The 16356-nt window shown below is 75.5% G+C and carries 13 protein-coding genes and 1 tRNA gene; 3 read left to right on the top strand and 11 right to left on the bottom strand.

Features of this window, described 5'->3' with window-relative positions; translation table 11 throughout:
• Nucleotides 1–19 precede the first annotated feature (19 nt).
• From rho to J1M39_RS00575, 10 genes are all read right to left on the bottom strand, one after another.
• Nucleotides 20–2119: a transcription termination factor Rho gene (gene rho, locus J1M39_RS00620; RefSeq protein WP_159228054.1), complete on the bottom strand. Its 2100-nt coding sequence runs from the start codon at nucleotides 2117–2119 to the stop codon at nucleotides 20–22.
• A 319-nt stretch (nucleotides 2120–2438) separates the two neighbouring features.
• Nucleotides 2439–3392, bottom strand: a complete 954-nt coding sequence (gene thrB / locus J1M39_RS00615; RefSeq protein WP_069942035.1) for a homoserine kinase — start codon at nucleotides 3390–3392, stop codon at nucleotides 2439–2441.
• 3 nt (nucleotides 3393–3395) lie between these two features.
• Nucleotides 3396–4508, bottom strand: coding sequence for a threonine synthase (gene thrC, locus J1M39_RS00610; RefSeq protein ID WP_036313078.1), 1113 nt, complete (start codon nucleotides 4506–4508; stop codon nucleotides 3396–3398).
• A 3-nt stretch (nucleotides 4509–4511) separates the two neighbouring features.
• Entirely contained in the window at nucleotides 4512–5834 is a 1323-nt protein-coding gene (locus J1M39_RS00605; protein ID WP_044659213.1) for a homoserine dehydrogenase, read from the bottom strand.
• Between the two features lie 172 nt (nucleotides 5835–6006).
• The gene (gene lysA / locus J1M39_RS00600) at nucleotides 6007–7401 is read right to left on the bottom strand and encodes a diaminopimelate decarboxylase (RefSeq protein WP_342356351.1); all 1395 of its coding nucleotides are present in this window, start codon (nucleotides 7399–7401) and stop codon (nucleotides 6007–6009) included.
• 87 nt (nucleotides 7402–7488) lie between these two features.
• Nucleotides 7489–9159, bottom strand: coding sequence for an arginine--tRNA ligase (gene argS, locus J1M39_RS00595; RefSeq protein ID WP_206496362.1), 1671 nt, complete (start codon nucleotides 9157–9159; stop codon nucleotides 7489–7491).
• 115 nt (nucleotides 9160–9274) lie between these two features.
• Nucleotides 9275–10471, bottom strand: coding sequence for a molybdopterin-synthase adenylyltransferase MoeB (moeB, locus tag J1M39_RS00590; protein WP_073115749.1), 1197 nt, complete (start codon nucleotides 10469–10471; stop codon nucleotides 9275–9277).
• Entirely contained in the window at nucleotides 10468–11286 is an 819-nt protein-coding gene (locus tag J1M39_RS00585; RefSeq protein ID WP_036316581.1) for a thiazole synthase, read from the bottom strand. The genes moeB and J1M39_RS00585 overlap by 4 nt, the downstream gene beginning before the upstream one ends.
• Before the next feature lie 3 nt (nucleotides 11287–11289).
• On the bottom strand, nucleotides 11290–11532 hold the full coding sequence (thiS, locus tag J1M39_RS00580; protein ID WP_036381688.1) for a sulfur carrier protein ThiS: 243 nt from the start codon (nucleotides 11530–11532) through the stop codon (nucleotides 11290–11292).
• Complete coding sequence (locus tag J1M39_RS00575; RefSeq protein WP_036316589.1) at nucleotides 11529–12698, bottom strand: FAD-dependent oxidoreductase; 1170 nt, start codon at nucleotides 12696–12698, stop codon at nucleotides 11529–11531. Before J1M39_RS00575 ends, thiS begins: the two co-directional genes overlap by 4 nt.
• A gap of 145 nt (nucleotides 12699–12843) precedes the next feature.
• On the opposite strand from J1M39_RS00575, the gene thiE reads away from it, so the two are divergent.
• Both thiE and J1M39_RS00565 read left to right on the top strand, forming a co-directional pair.
• The gene (gene thiE, locus J1M39_RS00570; RefSeq protein ID WP_206496361.1) at nucleotides 12844–13587 is read left to right on the top strand and encodes a thiamine phosphate synthase; all 744 of its coding nucleotides are present in this window, start codon (nucleotides 12844–12846) and stop codon (nucleotides 13585–13587) included.
• An 86-nt stretch (nucleotides 13588–13673) separates the two neighbouring features.
• Nucleotides 13674–13746: transfer RNA gene (locus J1M39_RS00565), tRNA-Arg, on the top strand.
• A gap of 196 nt (nucleotides 13747–13942) precedes the next feature.
• Here J1M39_RS00565 and thiD read toward each other — a convergent pair.
• Nucleotides 13943–14782: a bifunctional hydroxymethylpyrimidine kinase/phosphomethylpyrimidine kinase gene (gene thiD, locus J1M39_RS00560; protein ID WP_145950652.1), complete on the bottom strand. Its 840-nt coding sequence runs from the start codon at nucleotides 14780–14782 to the stop codon at nucleotides 13943–13945.
• A gap of 73 nt (nucleotides 14783–14855) precedes the next feature.
• Here thiD and J1M39_RS00555 point away from each other — a divergent pair, with 73 nt between their 5' ends.
• Nucleotides 14856–16013, top strand: coding sequence for a YkvI family membrane protein (locus J1M39_RS00555; protein WP_134416578.1), 1158 nt, complete (start codon nucleotides 14856–14858; stop codon nucleotides 16011–16013).
• The last annotated feature ends 343 nt before the right edge of the window (nucleotides 16014–16356 follow it).

The raw sequence follows: 16356 nt of genomic DNA, 5'->3' as shown, positions 1-16356 counted from the left end.
GGGCCGTGCGACGGGACGGTCAGTCGTCGCCCTTGGACCCCAGCGTGGTCTTGGAGACCAGCATGAGGAACTCGGCGTTGGACGCGGTGTCCTTGATCTTGTTGGTGAGCAGGTCGAGGGCCTGCTGCTGCTCGAGGCCGGAGAGCACCCGGCGCAGCTTCCACATGATCTTGACCTCCTCCTGCGAGAGCAGGGCCTCCTCGCGGCGGGTGCCGGACGCGTTGACGTCCACCGCCGGGAAGATGCGGCGCTCCGCGAGGTGGCGGGACAGGCGCAGCTCCATGTTGCCGGTGCCCTTGAACTCCTCGAAGATCACCTCGTCCATGCGCGAGCCGGTCTCGACCAGCGCGGTGGCCAGGATGGTCAGCGAGCCGCCGTTCTCGATGTTGCGGGCGGCGCCGAAGAACTTCTTCGGCGGGTACAGCGCCGAGGAGTCAACACCGCCGGAGAGGATGCGGCCCGAGGCCGGGGCGGCCAGGTTGTAGGCGCGGCCCAGGCGGGTCATGGAGTCGAGCAGCACGACGACGTCGCGGCCCATCTCCACGAGGCGCTTGGCGCGCTCGATGGCCAGCTCGGCGAGAGTGGTGTGGTCGTCCGCCGGGCGGTCGAACGTGGAGGCGATGACCTCGCCGTCCACCGACCGCTGCATGTCGGTGACCTCCTCGGGGCGCTCGTCGACGAGCACCATCATGAGGTGGACCTCGGGGTTGTTCGTCTTGATCGCGTTGGCGATCGACTGCAGGATCATCGTCTTGCCGGCCTTGGGCGGGGAGACGATGAGGCCACGCTGGCCCTTGCCGATGGGGCTGACCAGATCGATCACGCGGGGGCCGATCAGCTTGGGATCGGTCTCCAGGCGCAGGCGCTCCTGCGGGTACAGGGGCACGAGCTTGCCGAACTCCACGCGCTGCGGGTGCTCGACGGCGGGCTGACCGTTGACCGAGGAGATCTTCACCAGGGCGTTGAACTTCTGACGGTTGGAGCCGCCACCGTGGTGCTGCTGCTTCTCGCCGTCGCGCGGGGCGCGGATCGCGCCGACGACGGCGTCGCCCTTGCGCAGACCGTACTTCTTCACCATGGCCAGGGAGACGTAGACGTCGTTCGGGCCCGGCAGGTAGCCGGAGGTGCGGACGAACGCGTAGTTGTCCAGCACGTCGAGGATGCCGGCCACGGGCTGCAGGACGTCGTCCTCGGTCAGCTCGGTCTCGTCGACCTCGGGGCCGCCGCGGCCACGGCGGTTGCGGCCGCGCTCGTTGCGGTTGCGGCGGTTGCGACGGTTGCGGCCGCCCTCGTCGTCGCGGTCGTCGCGGCGGCTGCGGTCCCCGCGTCCGCCGTCGCCCCGGCCGCCGTCCTCGGACTTGTCGCCGCGCTGCTCGCGGGAGCCGTCGCGGCCGTTCTCACGGTCCCGATTGTTCTCGCGGCCGTTCTCGCGGTCGCGGCCGTTCTCGCGGTCGCGGCCGTTGTCGCGGTCCCGCCCGTTGCGGCCGTTGCGGCCGCGGCCGTTCTCGCGCCCGTTGTCATCACGGTCCTCCCGGTCGCCGCGGCGGTCCGCGTCGGCGCCGTCCTCGCCCTGGGCGCCGTCGGAGCGACGGTCCTGACCCTGCTGGGCGTCGTCGTCGCCGGCGCGGCGGCGGCCGCGGGAACGGCGCTCGGACTGCGGGCGGTCCTCGCCCTCGTCGCGGGTCTCGGACCCCCCGGACCGATCCTGGTCCGAGGCGGTCTCCCGGGGGGCCTGCTCGGTCTGGGCCTCGCGGGCCTCGGCCTGGGGCTGCCCGTCCTGGGCGACGGCGGCCGGAGCGGAGGTGTCGGCGTCGGCGCGGCGCGAGCGGCGGCGGGCCGGGCGCTCGGCGGCCGGGGCGGCGTCCTGAGAGGACGCGGCCGCCGGGACGGCCTCGGCGGCGGGGGCCGCGGGGGCCTGGGCCGCGCGCTCGGCGGCGTCGCGGTCCGCCACGGAGCCGCCGCGCTGGTGGTCGGAGATCGCGGTCACCAGGTCGGCCTTGCGCATGCGCGAGCCGCCGGCGATGCCGAGCTGGGAGGCCAGGGCCTGGAGCTGGGCGAGCTTGAGCGAGGCCAGGCCACCGCCGTTCGTCGGCGTGGTCTGTTCCGTGGATTCGGTCACGAAGGTTCCTTCTCCCTCGAATGCGGCCCGGCGGCGCGTGGCGCGTCGGGCTGCGGTGTGCATCCGGTCGGGCCGCGCAGCGGCGCCCCAGAAAACCGGGTTTCATGGTGTGAACTCAGCAGTGGCGCCTCCCCTGATCGTGCGCAGTCGCTGCGTGACGGGGCGGAGGCGTCCGGACTCGACCGAGCCGGAGGGGGTCCCGCATTCGGCCGTGCGTAGCACGGGATGGATCGCGGCGGGGTTCCGGCCGACGGCGCACGGTGCGTCCGGCCGTCGCAGGCCCGGGCACCGGAGACCCGGGCCGCGCGAGGCGGTGGGGTCAGCCGTGGTGGAGTGATTCCACCCTAACACCGTCCACGGCCACGCACGGCACCAGCACGCGCCAGGCGGCCGCCCCGTCCGCCGTCAGAGCACGCGCCGCCTCCGCGGCGTGCTCGGCCGCCTGGACGCCGTCGCACAGCGCGAGCACCGTGGGACCCGCGCCGGAGACGACGGCGGCGTGGCCGCGCTCGCGCAGCCCCGCGACCAGTGCGGCGCTGGCCGGCATGGTCACGGCGCGCGGCTCCTGGTGCAGCCAGTCCCGTGTGGCGGCCGGCAGCAGCGCGGGGTCCTCCGCCAGCGCGTGGACGAGCAGCGCGGCACGGCCGGCCTGGGCCGCCGCCACGGCGTGGGGCACCTCGGCGGGCAGCACGCCCCGGGCGACGTGGGTGGACAGCTCGGTGTCCGGGATCGCGACCACCGGCACCACGCGCTCGTGCAGCCGCAGCCGCGCCGTGGCCGGGCCGGGGACGTCGTCACGGGTCCAGGAGACGGTGGCCCCGCCCACGAGCGCGGGGGCGACGTTGTCCGGGTGCCCCTCGAAGCGGGTGGCCGCCTCGAGCAGGTCCGCGGGCGCCCGGCGCAGCGCGGCCGGCAGCAGGGCCTCGGCCGCGGCGTAGGCCGCGACGACGGCGGCCGCGGACGAGCCGAGCCCGCGGGCGTGCGGGATCCGGTTCACGGCGCGCAGGTGCAGCCCCGGCGCGGTGAACCCGCGGTCCCGCAGGTGCTCGTGCGCCAGGCGCAGGATCAGGTGCGCGCCGTCCCGCGGCAGGGTGGCCTCCCCCTCCCCCACGACCTCCGCGACGTCGGGGCCCGCCACGACCGTGAGCGTCACCTCGTCGCGCAGCTCCAGGGCCAGGCCCATCGAGTCGAAGCCGGGGCCGAGGTTGGCGGAGGTGGCGGGGACGGAGACGGACGCGGCGGTCCCGGGCGCCAGCGGCTGCGGTGCGGCCATGGCTCAGCTCAGGCCGAGGGCCTGGGCGACGGTGACCACGTCGAACGGCACCGAGCGCGGGGTCACGTCGGCGCCGTCGGCGCCGCGCAGGGCCCACTGCGGGTCCTTGAGGCCGTGGCCGGTGACGGTGATGACCCAGCTCTTGCCGGCCGGCACGTTCCCGGCGGCGTGGTGCTTGAGCAGCCCGGCGACGCCGGCGGCGGAGGCGGGCTCGACGAACACCCCCTCCTTCGCGGAGAGCCAGCGATGGGCCTCGAGGATCTCCTCGTCCGTGACGGAGTCGATCATCCCGCCGGACTCGTCGCGGGCGGCCTCGGCCTGCTCCCACGAGGCCGGGTTGCCGATCCGGATGGCGGTGGCGATCGTGTCCGGGTCGGTCACGGGGTGGCCCTGGACGATCGGGGCGGCGCCCGCGGCCTGGAAGCCCCACATCACGGGGGTCTTCGTGGCCACCGCGGGCAGCTCGGCGTCCGAGGCGCCCTCGTGCGGGTTCACGTAGGGGGCGGCGTACTCGCGGTAGCCCTTCCAGTACGCGGTGATGTTGCCCGCGTTGCCCACGGGCAGCAGGTGGTAGTCCGGGGCGTCGCCGAGGGTGTCCACGACCTCGAACGCGCCGGTCTTCTGCCCCTCGATGCGGGCCGGGTTGACGGAGTTCACGAGGAACACGGGGTAGTTCTCGGCCAGCTTGCGGGCCACCTCGAGGCAGTCGTCGAAGTTGCCCTGCACCTGGAGGATCTCCGCGCCGTGGGCCACGGCCTGGGACATCTTGCCCATCGAGATCTTCCCCTCAGGCACGAGCACGGCGCACGTGATCCCGGCCTGCGCGGCGTAGGCCGCCGCCGAGGCGGAGGTGTTGCCGGTGGACGCGCAGACGACGGCCTTCGCACCGTCCGCGACGGCCGCGGTGATCGCCATGGTCATGCCGCGGTCTTTGAAGGAGCCGGTCGGGTTCATGCCCTCGAACTTCACGTGCACGGTGCCCTGCACCAGCTCGGAGAGGTGGGGGGCGTGGATGAGCGGGGTGCCGCCCTCGCCGAGGGTGATCACGCGCGTGTCCTCGGTGACGGGCAGGCGGTCGGCGTACTCGCGGACGACGCCGCGCCACTGGTGTGCCATGGGTCAGTTCCCTTCGACTCGGAGGACGGACGCGACCTCGTGGACGACGTCCAGGGCGGCGAGCGCCTCGACGGTGGCGTCGAGGTCGCGCTGCCGCGCACGGTGGGTGATCAGCCGCAGGGACGCGCCGGGGGCGTCCTCGCGCTCAGATGGGACCTGGCGCAGCGTCTCGATGGAGACGCCGTGCTCCTCGAACACCCCGGCGACGCGGCGCAGCACGCCGGGCTGGTCCGCCGCGCGCAGCACGACCATGAAGGAGGTGTGGGCCTCGGCCGGGTCCAGGGCGGGCAGGGCGGTGACGGGGGTGCGCAGGCGCGCCGGGCCGCCGCGCACGATGCGCTGGGCGATCGAGACGACGTCGCCCATCACCGCGGAGGCGGTGGGGGCGCCGCCGGCGCCGGGACCGTAGAACATGAGCTCGCCGGCGTTGTCGGCCTCCACGAAGACGGCGTTGAACGCCCCGCGCACGGAGGCCAGCGGGTGCTCCCGCGGCAGCAGGGTGGGGTGCACGCGCAGGACCGCGCCCTCGGCGCCGTCGGCGGCGCGGCCGCGCTCGGCGATCGCCAGCAGCTTGATGACGTAGCCCGCCTCCGCGGCGGCGGCGTTGTCCTCGGCCGTGATCGCGGTGATGCCCGCGACGGCCACCTGGTCCAGTGTGTACGGCGCCCCGAACGCGATGGTCGCCAGGATCGCGGCCTTCGCGGCGGCGTCGTGGCCCTCGACGTCGGCGGTCGGGTCGGCCTCGGCGTAGCCGAGCCGCTGGGCCTCGGCGAGGGCGTCGTCGAAGTCCGCCCCCTCGGAGTCCATCCGGTCGAGGATGAAGTTGGTGGTGCCGTTGGCGATGCCCATCACGCGGGTGACGCGGTCGCCGCCCAGAGAGTCGCGCAGCGGGCGCAGGATCGGGATGGCGCCGGCGACGGCGGCCTCGAAGCTGAGCTGCGCGCCGGTGGCGGCGGCCGCGGCGTACAGCTCCTCGCCGTGCTGGGCCAGCAGCGCCTTGTTGCCCGTCACCACGGACGTGCCGGCGGCCAGGGCGCGCAGGATCAGGGTGCGGGCCGGCTCGATGCCGCCCATCAGCTCGATGACGACGTCCGCGCCGTCCACGAGCGCCTCGGCGTCGGTGGTGTAGAGCGCCGGGTCCGCCTGCCAGTCGCGCGTCGCGCCCGTGTCCCGCACCGCGATGCCCGTGAGCTCGAGGTCGGCGCCCACGCGGTCCCGCAGGATGTCGGCGTCCTCGGTGAGGATCCGGGCGGTCTGGGACCCCACGGTCCCGCCGCCCAGCAGGGCGACCTTGAGTGCGGTGGGGGCGTCGGTGTGCTGGGGCATGGTCCTCCGTGATCCAGGGTGGGGGTCGGGGCCGCGCGATCGCGCGGTTCGGCTGGCCTCGAATCTAGCGTGGCGCCCCGGCCCGTCCCACCGCGCGACACTCGGTGTCCGCAGAGCGGGACGGACCCACCCGGGCCCGAGGCCGACGGCCGGGTGCGCCTCGCCCGCGTCCTCAGCGGGCGAGGCGCGGATCGGCCTCGCGGGCGAACAGGTCCTCCTGCGTCTCGCGGCGGATGATCACCCGCGCCTGCCCGCCGGAGACCGCGACGACGGCCGGGCGGGCCAGCGCGTTGTAGTTCGAGGACATCACGTGCGTGTACGCGCCCGTGGCCGGCACGGCCAGCAGGTCGCCGCGGCCCAGGTCGGCCCGCAGGTACACGTCGCGGACGAGGATGTCGCCGGACTCGCAGTGCTTGCCCACCACGCGGGAGAGCACCGGCTCGGCCTCCGAGGTGCGGCGCGCGGAGACGGCGGTGTAGTCGGCGTCGTAGAGCACGGGACGCGGGTTGTCGGACATGCCGCCGTCCACGGCGACGTAGCGGCGGGCCGCCGTGCCGCCGTGGGGGGCGTCCGCGTCCACGGTCTTGGTCACCCCGACCGTGTAGAGGGTCAGGCCCGCGGGGCCTGAGATGGCCCGCCCCGGCTCGAGCGAGACCCGCGGGCACCTCAGGCCGAGGCGCTCGACGGTCTTCTGGACGTCGTCGGCGAGGGCGTCGGCGATCTCCGCGGCCGGGCGCGGCTCGTCCACGGCCGTGTAGGCGATGCCGTGGCCGCCACCGAGGTCGAGCTCGGCCAGCTCCACCCCGTGCTCGGCCTTGACCTCGGCGAGGAACTCGAGCACGCGTCCGGCCGCCAGCCCGAAGCCCTCGGCCTCGAAGATCTGGGACCCGATGTGGCAGTGCACGCCCAGCAGGTCGATCGACTCGGCCGCCAGGGCCGCGGCCACGGCGACGGCGGCCGGCGAGCGGCCGGCCACGTTGCCGTCCCGGTCGGTGGAGGCCGGGGCCAGGGAGAGGCCGAACTTCTGGTCCTCGTGCGCGGTGGCGATGAAGTCGTGGGTGTGCGCGTGCACGCCCGGGGTCAGCCGGAGCATCACGGGGGCGCGGCGGCCGGCCTCGGACGCGAGCGCGGCCAGGTGGGTGAGCTCGTCGAGCGAGTCCACGATGATCCGGCCCACGCCCGCCTCGAGGGCGGAGCGCAGCTCGGCGTCCGACTTGTTGTTGCCGTGCAGTCCGATGTGGGCCGGGTCGACGCCGGCGGCCAGCGCGATCGCCAGCTCGCCGCCGGAGGCGGTGTCCACGCGCAGGCCCTCCTCGGCCGCCCAGCGGGCGGTGGAGAGGGTGAGCATGGACTTGCCGGCGTAGTAGACGTCCGCTCCCCCGCACAGGTCGGCGAACGCGGCGTCGAAGCCCTCGCGGAACGCGCGGGCGCGGGCGCGGAAGTCGTCCTCGTCCACCACGAGCAGCGGCGTGCCGAACTCCGCGGCGAGCGCGCTCGCGCGCAGGCCCTGGACGGTGAGCTCGCCGTCGACGGCACGGTCCACGCCGGCGGCCCACAGGCCGGGCACGAGCGCGTCCGGGTCCCCCGGCGCGGGGAGCCAGGCGGGGGCGAGCGGGGAGAGGCGGGGCGGGCTGCGGCGTCCTCATCCGGGCGCTCACATCTTCTCCGGGGCGGACACGCCGAGCAGGCCCAGGCCGTTGGCCAGCACCTGGGCGGTGGCGTCGTTGAGCCACAGGCGGGTGCGGTTGAGGGTCTCGACGGGACGCGGCGTGCCGTCGTCGGTGGGCATGGGCACGATGCGGCAGGCGGCGTACCAGGAGTGGTAGGCCCCGGCGATCACCTCGAGGTGGCGGGCCACGCGGTGCGGCTCGCGCAGGCGCGCCGCCGCGCCGACGACGGCCGGGAACTCCGCCAGCTGGGCCAGCAGCTCCGACTCGGTGGCGTGGGTGAGCAGGGCGGCGTCGAACTCGGAGCGGTCCACGCCGTGGGCCTGCGCGGTGCGCGCCGCGCCCGAGGCGCGGGCGTGGGCGTACTGCACGTAGTAGACGGGGTTGTCGTTCGTGGCGGAGCGCAGCAGCTCGGGGTCGATCGTCAGGGGCGAGTCCGCGGGGTAGCGGGCCAGGTCGTAGCGCAGGGCGTCGCGGCCGAGCCACTCCACGAGGTCCTTGAGCTCGATGATGTTGCCGGCGCGCTTGGAGAGCTTCGCGCCGTTGACCGAGATGAGCTGGCCGATGAGGATCTCGATGTTCGTCGCCGGGTCGTCGCCGGCGGCGGCGGCGATCGCCTTGAGGCGGTTCACGTAGCCGTGGTGGTCGGCGCCGAGCAGGTACACCTTCTCCTCGAAGCCGCGGTCGCGCTTGTGGAGGTAGTAGGCGGCGTCGGCGGCGAAGTAGGTGGGCTCGCCGTTGGCGCGGATGAGCACGCGGTCCTTGTCGTCGCCGAAGTCGGTGGTCTTGAGCCACACGGCGCCCTCGCGGTCCTCGATGTGGCCCTGTTCGCGCAGCCGCTGCACGGCCTGGTCGATCGCGCCGGAGTCGTGGAGCGTCTGCTCCGAGGTGAACACGTCGAAGTGCACGTCGAAGGCGGCGAGCGTGTCCTTGATGTCCTGCATCTGGAGCCGGTACGCGGCCTCGCGGACCACCGGGCGGGCGGCCTCCTCCGTCAGCTCGCGCACGTCCGGGTGCTCGAGGGCGACGGCGTCGGCCAGCTCCTGCACGTACGCGCCCGGGTAGCCGCCCGCGGGGACGTCGCGGCCGTGCAGGCGGGCGAGGACCGAGTCGGCGAACACGTTCATCTGGTTGCCGGCGTCGTTGACGTAGTACTCGGCGGTGACGTCCGCGCCGGAGGCACGCAGCAGGCGGGCGATCGCGTCGCCCAGCGCGGCCCAGCGGGTGTGGCCGATGTGCAGCGGGCCGGTGGGGTTGGCGGAGACGAACTCCATGTTCACGGTGTGCCCGGCCAGGGCGTCGTTGCGGCCGTACTCCGGGCCGGCCTCGACGATCTCGCGGGCCAGGGCGCCGGCCGAGGCCGCGTCCAGGGTGACGTTGAGAAAGCCGGGGCCGGCGACGTCGACGGCGGCGATGCCCGGCTTGTCGGTCAGGCGCTCGGCTACGAGCCCGGCGAGGTCGCGCGGGGCCATCCCGGCCTTCTTGCCCAGCTGGAGGGCGACGTTGGTGGCCCAGTCGCCGTGCTCGCGGCTGCGGGGTCGCTCCACCTTCACGCGCGCGGGGGTGATCTCCTCCCGCAGCGCGGCGGGGAGGTCACCGGCATCGACGGCGTCGGTGAGGACAGCGGACAGCAGGGCGGAGAGGTCTTCGGGCTTCACCCGCGCAAGTCTACGGAAGGGCCGCCGCGCCCGTGCGCGTGCGAACGAACCCTGCGAGATGGCCCCTCCGGCCCGCGGTGGGGGCCATCTCGCAGGGTTCGTCGGGGTGGGGGGGTCAGGCGGGCCAGGCGGCGAGGCCGCCGGCGAGGGACAGGACGCGCCCGCCGGCGCTCGGGTCGGCCCCGACGACGGCGTCCCGCGCCCGGGCCGAGCGGGCTCCGGCGGCGCAGTAGACCACCAGGACGCGGTCCTGCCCGGGCGCGTGGGCCGCCGGCTCCGCGAGGACGGCCTCGAGCGGGACGTGTCGATCGGCCACCGCCGCGGGGGCCTCGACGCGGCGCAGGCGGCGCTCCCAGTCCTCGCGGACGTCGAGCAGGGTGAGGGACGCGGCCCGGGCGGGGTCGGCGAGCAGGGCGGCCAGCGCGGCGGGGGCGATCTCCCCGCCCGCGGCGCCGCACGCCTCCGCCGAGCCGGGGGCGCCGGCGTCGTCCGGGCGGGGGGCCTGGTCCGCGTGGGCGGACAGGTCCGTCACGGGGGTCCGCTCGGGGTCGGGCACGAGCCGCAGCTCACGGAAGCGCATCGTCAGGGCGTCCACGGAGAGCAGCCGCCCGACCAGGGGCTCGCCCACCCCGGAGAGCAGCTTGATCGCCTCGGCCGCCATGAGGGAGCCGATGATCCCGGGCAGCACCCCGAGCACCCCGGCCTGCGCGCACGAGGGCACCTCGCCGGGTTCGGGACGCTCCGGGAACACGTCCCGGTACAGCGGCCCGCCCGGGGCGAACACGCTCACCTGCCCCGCGAACCGCAGGATCGCGCCCCACACCACGGGCACGCCGGCGATCTCGCACGCGTCGGCCACGAGGTAGCGGGTCGCGTAGTTGTCCGTGCCGTCGAGCACGAGGTCCACGGCGCCGACCCGCTCGAGCGCGTTGGCCGCGGTCAGGCGTTCGCGGTGCTCGACCACGCGCACCTCGGGGTGCAGGCCGCGCATCGTCGCGGCGGCGGAGGCGGTCTTGGGGCGGCCGAGGTCCGCCTCGGCGTGGATCACCTGGCGGTGCAGGTTGGAACGGTCCACCACGTCGTCGTCGATCACGTGGACCTCCCCCACGCCCGCGGCGGCGAGGTAGGTCAGCACGGGCGCCCCGAGGCCGCCGGCGCCGACCACGAGGACGCGGGAGCGCAGCAGCGCCAGCTGGGCCTCTGGGCCGAAGCCGTCCAGGCTCAGGTGGCGGGCGAAGCGCTCGAGCTGGGTGTCGGACAGCGCGGTGAGGTCGCGGGGCTCGCGGGCGGCGGGGTCCAGGGCGGCGGTCACCGCTCGTCCTCCTCGGCCGTGACCCGCCCGGCCATCGGCGAGGAGGCCAGGGCGTGCTCGCGGCGCGGGATGCGCCCGGCACGGCGGGCGTGGAAGCCCGCCTCGAGCGCGAGCCGGCACGCGTGGGCCATGCGGGCGGGCTCGGCGGCGCGCGTGATCGCCGAGGCGGCGAGCACGGCGTCGCAGCCGGCCTCCATCGCCAGGGCGACGTCCGAGGCGGTGCCCACGCCGGCGTCGAGCACGATCGGCACGGAGGCGCGGGAGACGATCAGCTCCAGGTGTGCGCGGTTGAGGATGCCCAGCCCCGAGCCGATCGGCGAGCCCAGCGGCATGACGGCGGCGGCGCCGGCCTGTTCGAGGCGCAGCGCCATGGCGGGGTCGTCCGACGTGTAGGCCAGGACGGTGAAGCCGTCGGCGGCGAGCCGCTCGGTGGCCTCGAGGGTCTCGACGACGTCGGGCAGCAGGGTGCGCTCGTCGGCGATGACCTCGACCTTCACGAGGTCGGTCTCGAGCGCCTCCCGGCCGAGCCGGGCGGTGAGCACGGCGTCCCGGGCGGTGTAGCACCCGGCGGTGTTGGGCAGCACGTCGATACCGAGGCGGTCCAGCAGCGCGACCAGGCCGTCACGGGTGTCCGCGGACCAGCGGCGCAGCGCCACGGTGGTGAGCGTGGTGCCGGAGGCGACGAGGGCGCCCTCCAGGGCGGTGAGGTCGGTGATGCCGCCCGTGCCCATGATGAGCCGGGAGGCCAGGTCGTAGCCGCCGATCCGCAGCGGCGGGATCGCGGGGGCGGCGGGCGGGGTGCGGTGCTCGGCCATCGCTCAGCCCCCCTGCACCGCGGTGACGACGTCGACCTCGTCCCCGGCGGCCAGCGCCCGGGTGGCCCAGGCCGACCGGGGCACGACCTCGCCGCCGACCGCCACGGCCACGCCGAGCCGCCGCCCATCCGCGGCGGCGCCGTCCTCGCCGATCGCGCGCCCGGTGACGTGCGCGACGACGTCGCGGACGGTGGCCACGGCCAGCTCGGCGGGCTCTCCGTTGAGGGTCAGGGTGAGGGTGCTCATGCGATCTCCTTCAGGCGGGCGTGCAGCAGCTCGAGGATCCGCCCGGCCGCCCAGGGGGCGAGCAGGATCCCGTGACGGTGGAAGCCGGTGGCGACGACGGCGCCCGGAGCCTCGGGCACGGCGAGCACGCGCGGGGCGTCGTCGGGGGTGCCGGGGCGGGCGGCGGTGGTGATCTCGACCAGCTCGCACTCGCGGACGGCGGGCAGGATCGCGGCGGCGTCGGCGAGCAGGTCCAGCACGGCCCCGGCGGAGGTGCCGGCCAGGCCGTCCTCGCGGGCCGAGGCGCCGACCACGAGGGTGCCGTCCGCGCGGGGCACGAGGTAGACCTGGCGCCCGTGGACGAGGCCGCGGACGGTGCGGGTGATCAGGTGCGACTCCCCCGGCAGCAGCTGCTCGGGGCGCACCCGCAGACGCAGCACGTCGCCGTGGACGGGGCGCAGCGGGACCTCGACGGCGGTGGCCGCGCCGCCGATCCCGCGGTGGCCCAGGCCCGCGGCGAGGACCGCGCCGTCGGCGGTGAGGACGCCCCCGTCGGCCAGCGTGAGGCGCACCCCCTCGCCCTCCGGGCCGGCGGCGGTGACGCGTCCGGCCACGAACCGGGCGGCGGGTCCGGCGCCGACCGGGAGCGGGCCGCCGTCGGGTCCGGTCTCGGCGCGCAGGGCGGCGACGCAGGCGGCGGCGAGCCGTCGCGGGTCCACCTGATGGTCGTCCGGGGCGTCGAAGCCGGCGGCCAGGCCCGGGGCCAGGGCGGGCTCGGCGCGGCGCAGCGCGCGGACGGAGACGGGCTCGACCCGGCGACCGAGGATCGAGGCGTGCTCGAGCACGTGGTCCCAGGCGCGGGCGTCCGAGGGGTCCGCGGCCACGATCCAGGCGCCCTGTGCGAGGAAGCCCGTCTCCACATCGGTGAAGGCGGCGAGCAGGTCCACGAGGGCCGGGTAGGCCTCCCAGCCGGCCTGCAGCAGCGGGGCGAGGTCGTCCTGGCTGAACTGGGTCTCGGCGAGCGGCGCGAGCATCCCCGCCGCGGCGTGGGTGGCCCCGGCCACGGCGTGCGGGCGCCCGGCGGCGTCCAGCTCGGGGGCGATCAGGGTGACGGCGTGGCCTGCGGCACGCAGACGCACGGCGGCGGTGAGGCCGATGATCCCGGCCCCGACGACGGCCACGTGCACGGACCGGTCCTCCTCACGGCGGCATGACCCGCATCGAGTGGTGATGGTCGGCCGCGCCGGCGCGGTGCGCCCCTGCGGCCCTCTCAGCCCGGCGTGTGCGGCCCGGGCTCCCATGGAACAGCGGCCAGTCTGCCACAGTGGGCGCATGCACTCCCCCGATCCGCTCCTGATGACCGCGGCCGGCCGCGACGACGGCGGCACCGGCCCCGGCGCGCGCCGCCGCGCCCGCCTCGCCGCCTCCCGGCTGTACGTCTGCACCGACCTGCAGCGGTTCCTGCGCCCGGACGGCACGCTCGACACGGCCGCGTTCGCCGACTTCTGCGCGGCGGCGTTCCGCGGCGGTGTGGACGTGATCCAGGTGCGGGACAAGGCCGTGGACGTGGCGGTCGAGCTGGCCGCGTTCGCCACGCTCGTCCCGCTGGCCCGGGAGCACGGGGCGCTCTCGGCCGCCAACGACCGCGCCGGCGTCGCCGCCCTGGCCGGGGTGGACGTGTTCCACACGGGCCAGACCGACCTGACCACCGCGCAGTGCCGCGCCCTGCTGGGCCCGGACGTGGTGCTCGGCCGCTCGTGCCACACCGAGGCGCAGGTGCGCGGCGCCCGCGCGGAGGACGGCCTGGACTACTTCTGCACGGGGCCGGTGTGGGCGACGCCCACGAAGCCGGGTCGGGCCGCCGTCGGACTGGAACTGCCGACCCTCGCCGCACGCCTGGACGCGGAGGACCCGGCGGGGGCGCGGCCGTGGTTCGCCATCGGCGGCGTCGACGCGGACCGGCTGCCCGAGGTCCGCGCGGCCGGGGCGGAACGGATCGTGGTGGTCCGCGCCGTGACGCAGGCCGAGGACCCCGAGGCCGCGGCCCGGACCCTGCGCGCGGGCCTGCCCGGCTGACGCGCCCCGCGGGGAGGTCACGGACGGGCCGTCCTGATGGTGTAGAGTCGACGAGTCCGCAACGCGCTCGACGCGTCGCGACCCCCGCCTCCGTAGCTCAGGGGATAGAGCGTCTGCCTCCGGAGCAGAAGGCCGCAGGTTCGAATCCTGCCGGGGGCACGAGCGAACAGAGCCGGACCCCCGTGGCGACACGGTGGTCCGGCTCTTCTGGGTTCTGCGGACCCGGACGCTCGAGCGGAGCGGGAGGTCCGGGTCACCGGCATTCGAGGCGGGAAATCGACCTCATGGGACGTCCCGAGGTGCGTATTCGCCGGATTTCCCGCCTCGAACGTGTCGAAGCCCGGAGGTCCCGCCCTCAACCCCGCTGCGCATGACCGTGGTCGACGGGCCCGTGCCACGTCGGCCGCGAGGCGTCCCCGACCGCGAGCGCCTCCCCCGCCCGCATCGCGTCGGCCAGCCACGGCTTGGCCCGCTCGAGTGCGTCCTCCCAGCTCAGGCCCGCGCCGGCCAGTGTGGCCAGGGCCGAGGAGAGGGTGCAGCCGGTGCCGTGCGAGGCGCGGGTCGTCACGCGCGGGCCGCGCACCTCGTGCACGGCTCCGTCCACGCGCACGACGGCGTCCGGCACCTCCGCCGCCTCGGCCTCGTCCAGGTGCCCGCCCTTGAGCAGGACGGTCACGTCGTGCTCGGCTGCCAGGCCCCGGGCCGCGTCGAGGGCGGCGTCCCAGCCCGTCGCGTCCCGCCCGGTCAGCCGGGCCAGCTCGGGCAGGTTGGGGGTCACCAGGTGCGCCGCCCGCAGCAGCCGGGACCACGCGGCGCGCCCGTCGTCGTCGCCCACCGCGGTGAGGGCGTCCCCGCTCGAGGCCACCATGACCGGGTCCAGCACGACGACGGCGGGCAGGGTCTCCTCGAGCCAGTCGGCGACGGCCCGCATGAGCTCCACCGTGCCGAGCATGCCGATCTTCACGGCGTCCACGGCGATGTCGGCGGCGACCGAGTCGAGCTGGGCGCGCACCACGTCCACCGGCAGCGGGTGGACGGCCTGCACGCCCTGCGTGTTCTGGGCGGTGATCGCGGTGATCGCGGTCATCCCGTAGCCGCCCCACGCGGCGATGGTCTTCAGGTCGGCCTGGACACCGGCGCCGCCGCCGGAGTCAGAGCCGGCGATGCTGAGCACACGGGGGACGGCGGAGGTCATGCGGGGGCTCCTTCGGGTCGGGGCGGATCGGCCGCCCGGGCCGGGCCGATCCCGCCCATGAGAATGTAGTCGCATGTCCCACGTCACAGAGAGCTCTCCCGCGCACCCCGGCCGAGCCGAGGAGTCGGCGCCGCTGCGGCCGACCTCCCCGCTCGGGATCGCCGCCACGTTCATCGGCACCACCATCGGCGCCGGGTACGCCTCGGGCAACGAGATCCTGCAGTACTTCGTGAGCTTCGGCCTCTGGGGCGGCACGGGGGCGCTCGTGATCGCCGGCGCGCTGTTCTTCCTGCTCGCGGTGATCGTGCTGCGGCTGGCGCAGAAGCTGCGGACCACGGACATCCACCGGATCGTGAACCCCACGACGTCGCGCGTGCCCACCTGGTTCGCGGACCTGTGCATCACCACGTCCCTGCTGGGGACGCTGGTGATCATGCTGGCCGGGGCCGGGGCGGCGGTGCACACCGCGTTCGGGCTGCCCTCGCTCGTGGGCTCGCTGGTGATGGCCGCCGTCTGCGTGGTCTCGGTGCTGGCCGGCATCACGGGCCTCGTGCGCGTCCAGGCCGTGGTGGTCCCCCTGATCATCGTGGTCGCCGTCGGCGTCGCGGTGTGGGGGTTGGCGAACCCGGGGGCCGCGGTGGACGACGTCGCCGCGCTCGTGACCTCGTCCCCGCTGATCAACCAGTGGTGGCTCTCGGGCGTGCTGTACGTGGCCTTCAACATCCAGCTGGCCTACGCGGTGCTCGCCCCGATCGGGCAGGAGAGCTCCTCGTCGGGCCGCTCCCTCGTCGCCGGGGCCGGGCTCGGGGCCCTGGGCCTCGTGGTGATGGCCGGCGCGGTGATGGCCGCGATGACCGCCCACGCCCAGCTCATCGGCCGCGCCGAGCTGCCCATGGTCGAGCTGGCCGCGATGATCGGCGGCTGGGCCGCCCTGCTGTACACGGTCGTCCTGCTGCTGGCGCAGTTCACGACGGCGGTCTCGTGCCTGTACGGCGGGGTGGAGCGCATCGCCCTGCTGTCCTCGATGCGCCGCGTGCCGGGCTGGGTCATCGCCGTCGTCACGGCCCTGGCCGCCACCCTGCTCTCGAGCGTCGGCTTCTCCGACCTCGTGGGCACCGTCTACCCCGTCCTCGGCTACGCCGGCATCGTCATCATCGTGATGCTGGTCGTGACGTGGATCGTCGAGCGCACCACGGTGCGCCGCCGGGCGGCCCGCGCGGCGCGCGCCTGAGCGCCCGGCCGCATGGCCGGACGGCGGCGGTGAGACCCCGCGGGGGACGTGCTAGGGTCGCTCGCATCCCACGGGAGCCCCACGGCACGGGGCTGAGACCGGGCTGACGCCGCCCGGAGACCGTCTGAACCTGTCCGGGTCATTCCGGCGAAGGAAGAAGGAGCCGCGGCCATGTCCGTTTCCGAGCGCACCCCCCTGCCCGCAGCCGAGTCGACGGCCGAGGTCGTCGCCGAGGAGAACTACCCCACGCACCGTCTGGGCTGGCTCGAGGATGCCGAGCACGGCATCCGCGTGCCCGTCACCGAGGTCCACCAGGACGACTCCCCCGACGGCACGCCCAACC

The sequence above is a fragment of the Micrococcus sp. KRD077 genome (genome assembly GCF_017168505.1).
GTDB lineage: Bacteria > Actinomycetota > Actinomycetes > Actinomycetales > Micrococcaceae > Micrococcus > Micrococcus luteus.
This window is presented reverse-complemented; position numbering and strand designations above follow the sequence as displayed.

Excerpts from the sequence above, each read along its gene's own strand:
- J1M39_RS00555 (WP_134416578.1), top strand. The coding sequence starts at position 14,856 with ATGTCCCACGTCACAGAGAGCTCTCCCGCGCACCCCGGCCGAGCCGAG.
- thiS (WP_036381688.1), bottom strand. The coding sequence starts at position 11,532 with ATGAGCACCCTCACCCTGACCCTCAACGGAGAGCCCGCCGAGCTGGCC.
- thrC (WP_036313078.1), bottom strand. The coding sequence starts at position 4,508 with ATGGCACACCAGTGGCGCGGCGTCGTCCGCGAGTACGCCGACCGCCTG.
- J1M39_RS00605 (WP_044659213.1), bottom strand. The coding sequence starts at position 5,834 with ATGCCCCAGCACACCGACGCCCCCACCGCACTCAAGGTCGCCCTGCTG.
- thrB (WP_069942035.1), bottom strand. The coding sequence starts at position 3,392 with ATGGCCGCACCGCAGCCGCTGGCGCCCGGGACCGCCGCGTCCGTCTCC.
- J1M39_RS00585 (WP_036316581.1), bottom strand. The coding sequence starts at position 11,286 with ATGGCCGAGCACCGCACCCCGCCCGCCGCCCCCGCGATCCCGCCGCTG.
- thiE (WP_206496361.1), top strand. The coding sequence starts at position 12,844 with ATGCACTCCCCCGATCCGCTCCTGATGACCGCGGCCGGCCGCGACGAC.
- thiD (WP_145950652.1), bottom strand. The coding sequence starts at position 14,782 with ATGACCTCCGCCGTCCCCCGTGTGCTCAGCATCGCCGGCTCTGACTCC.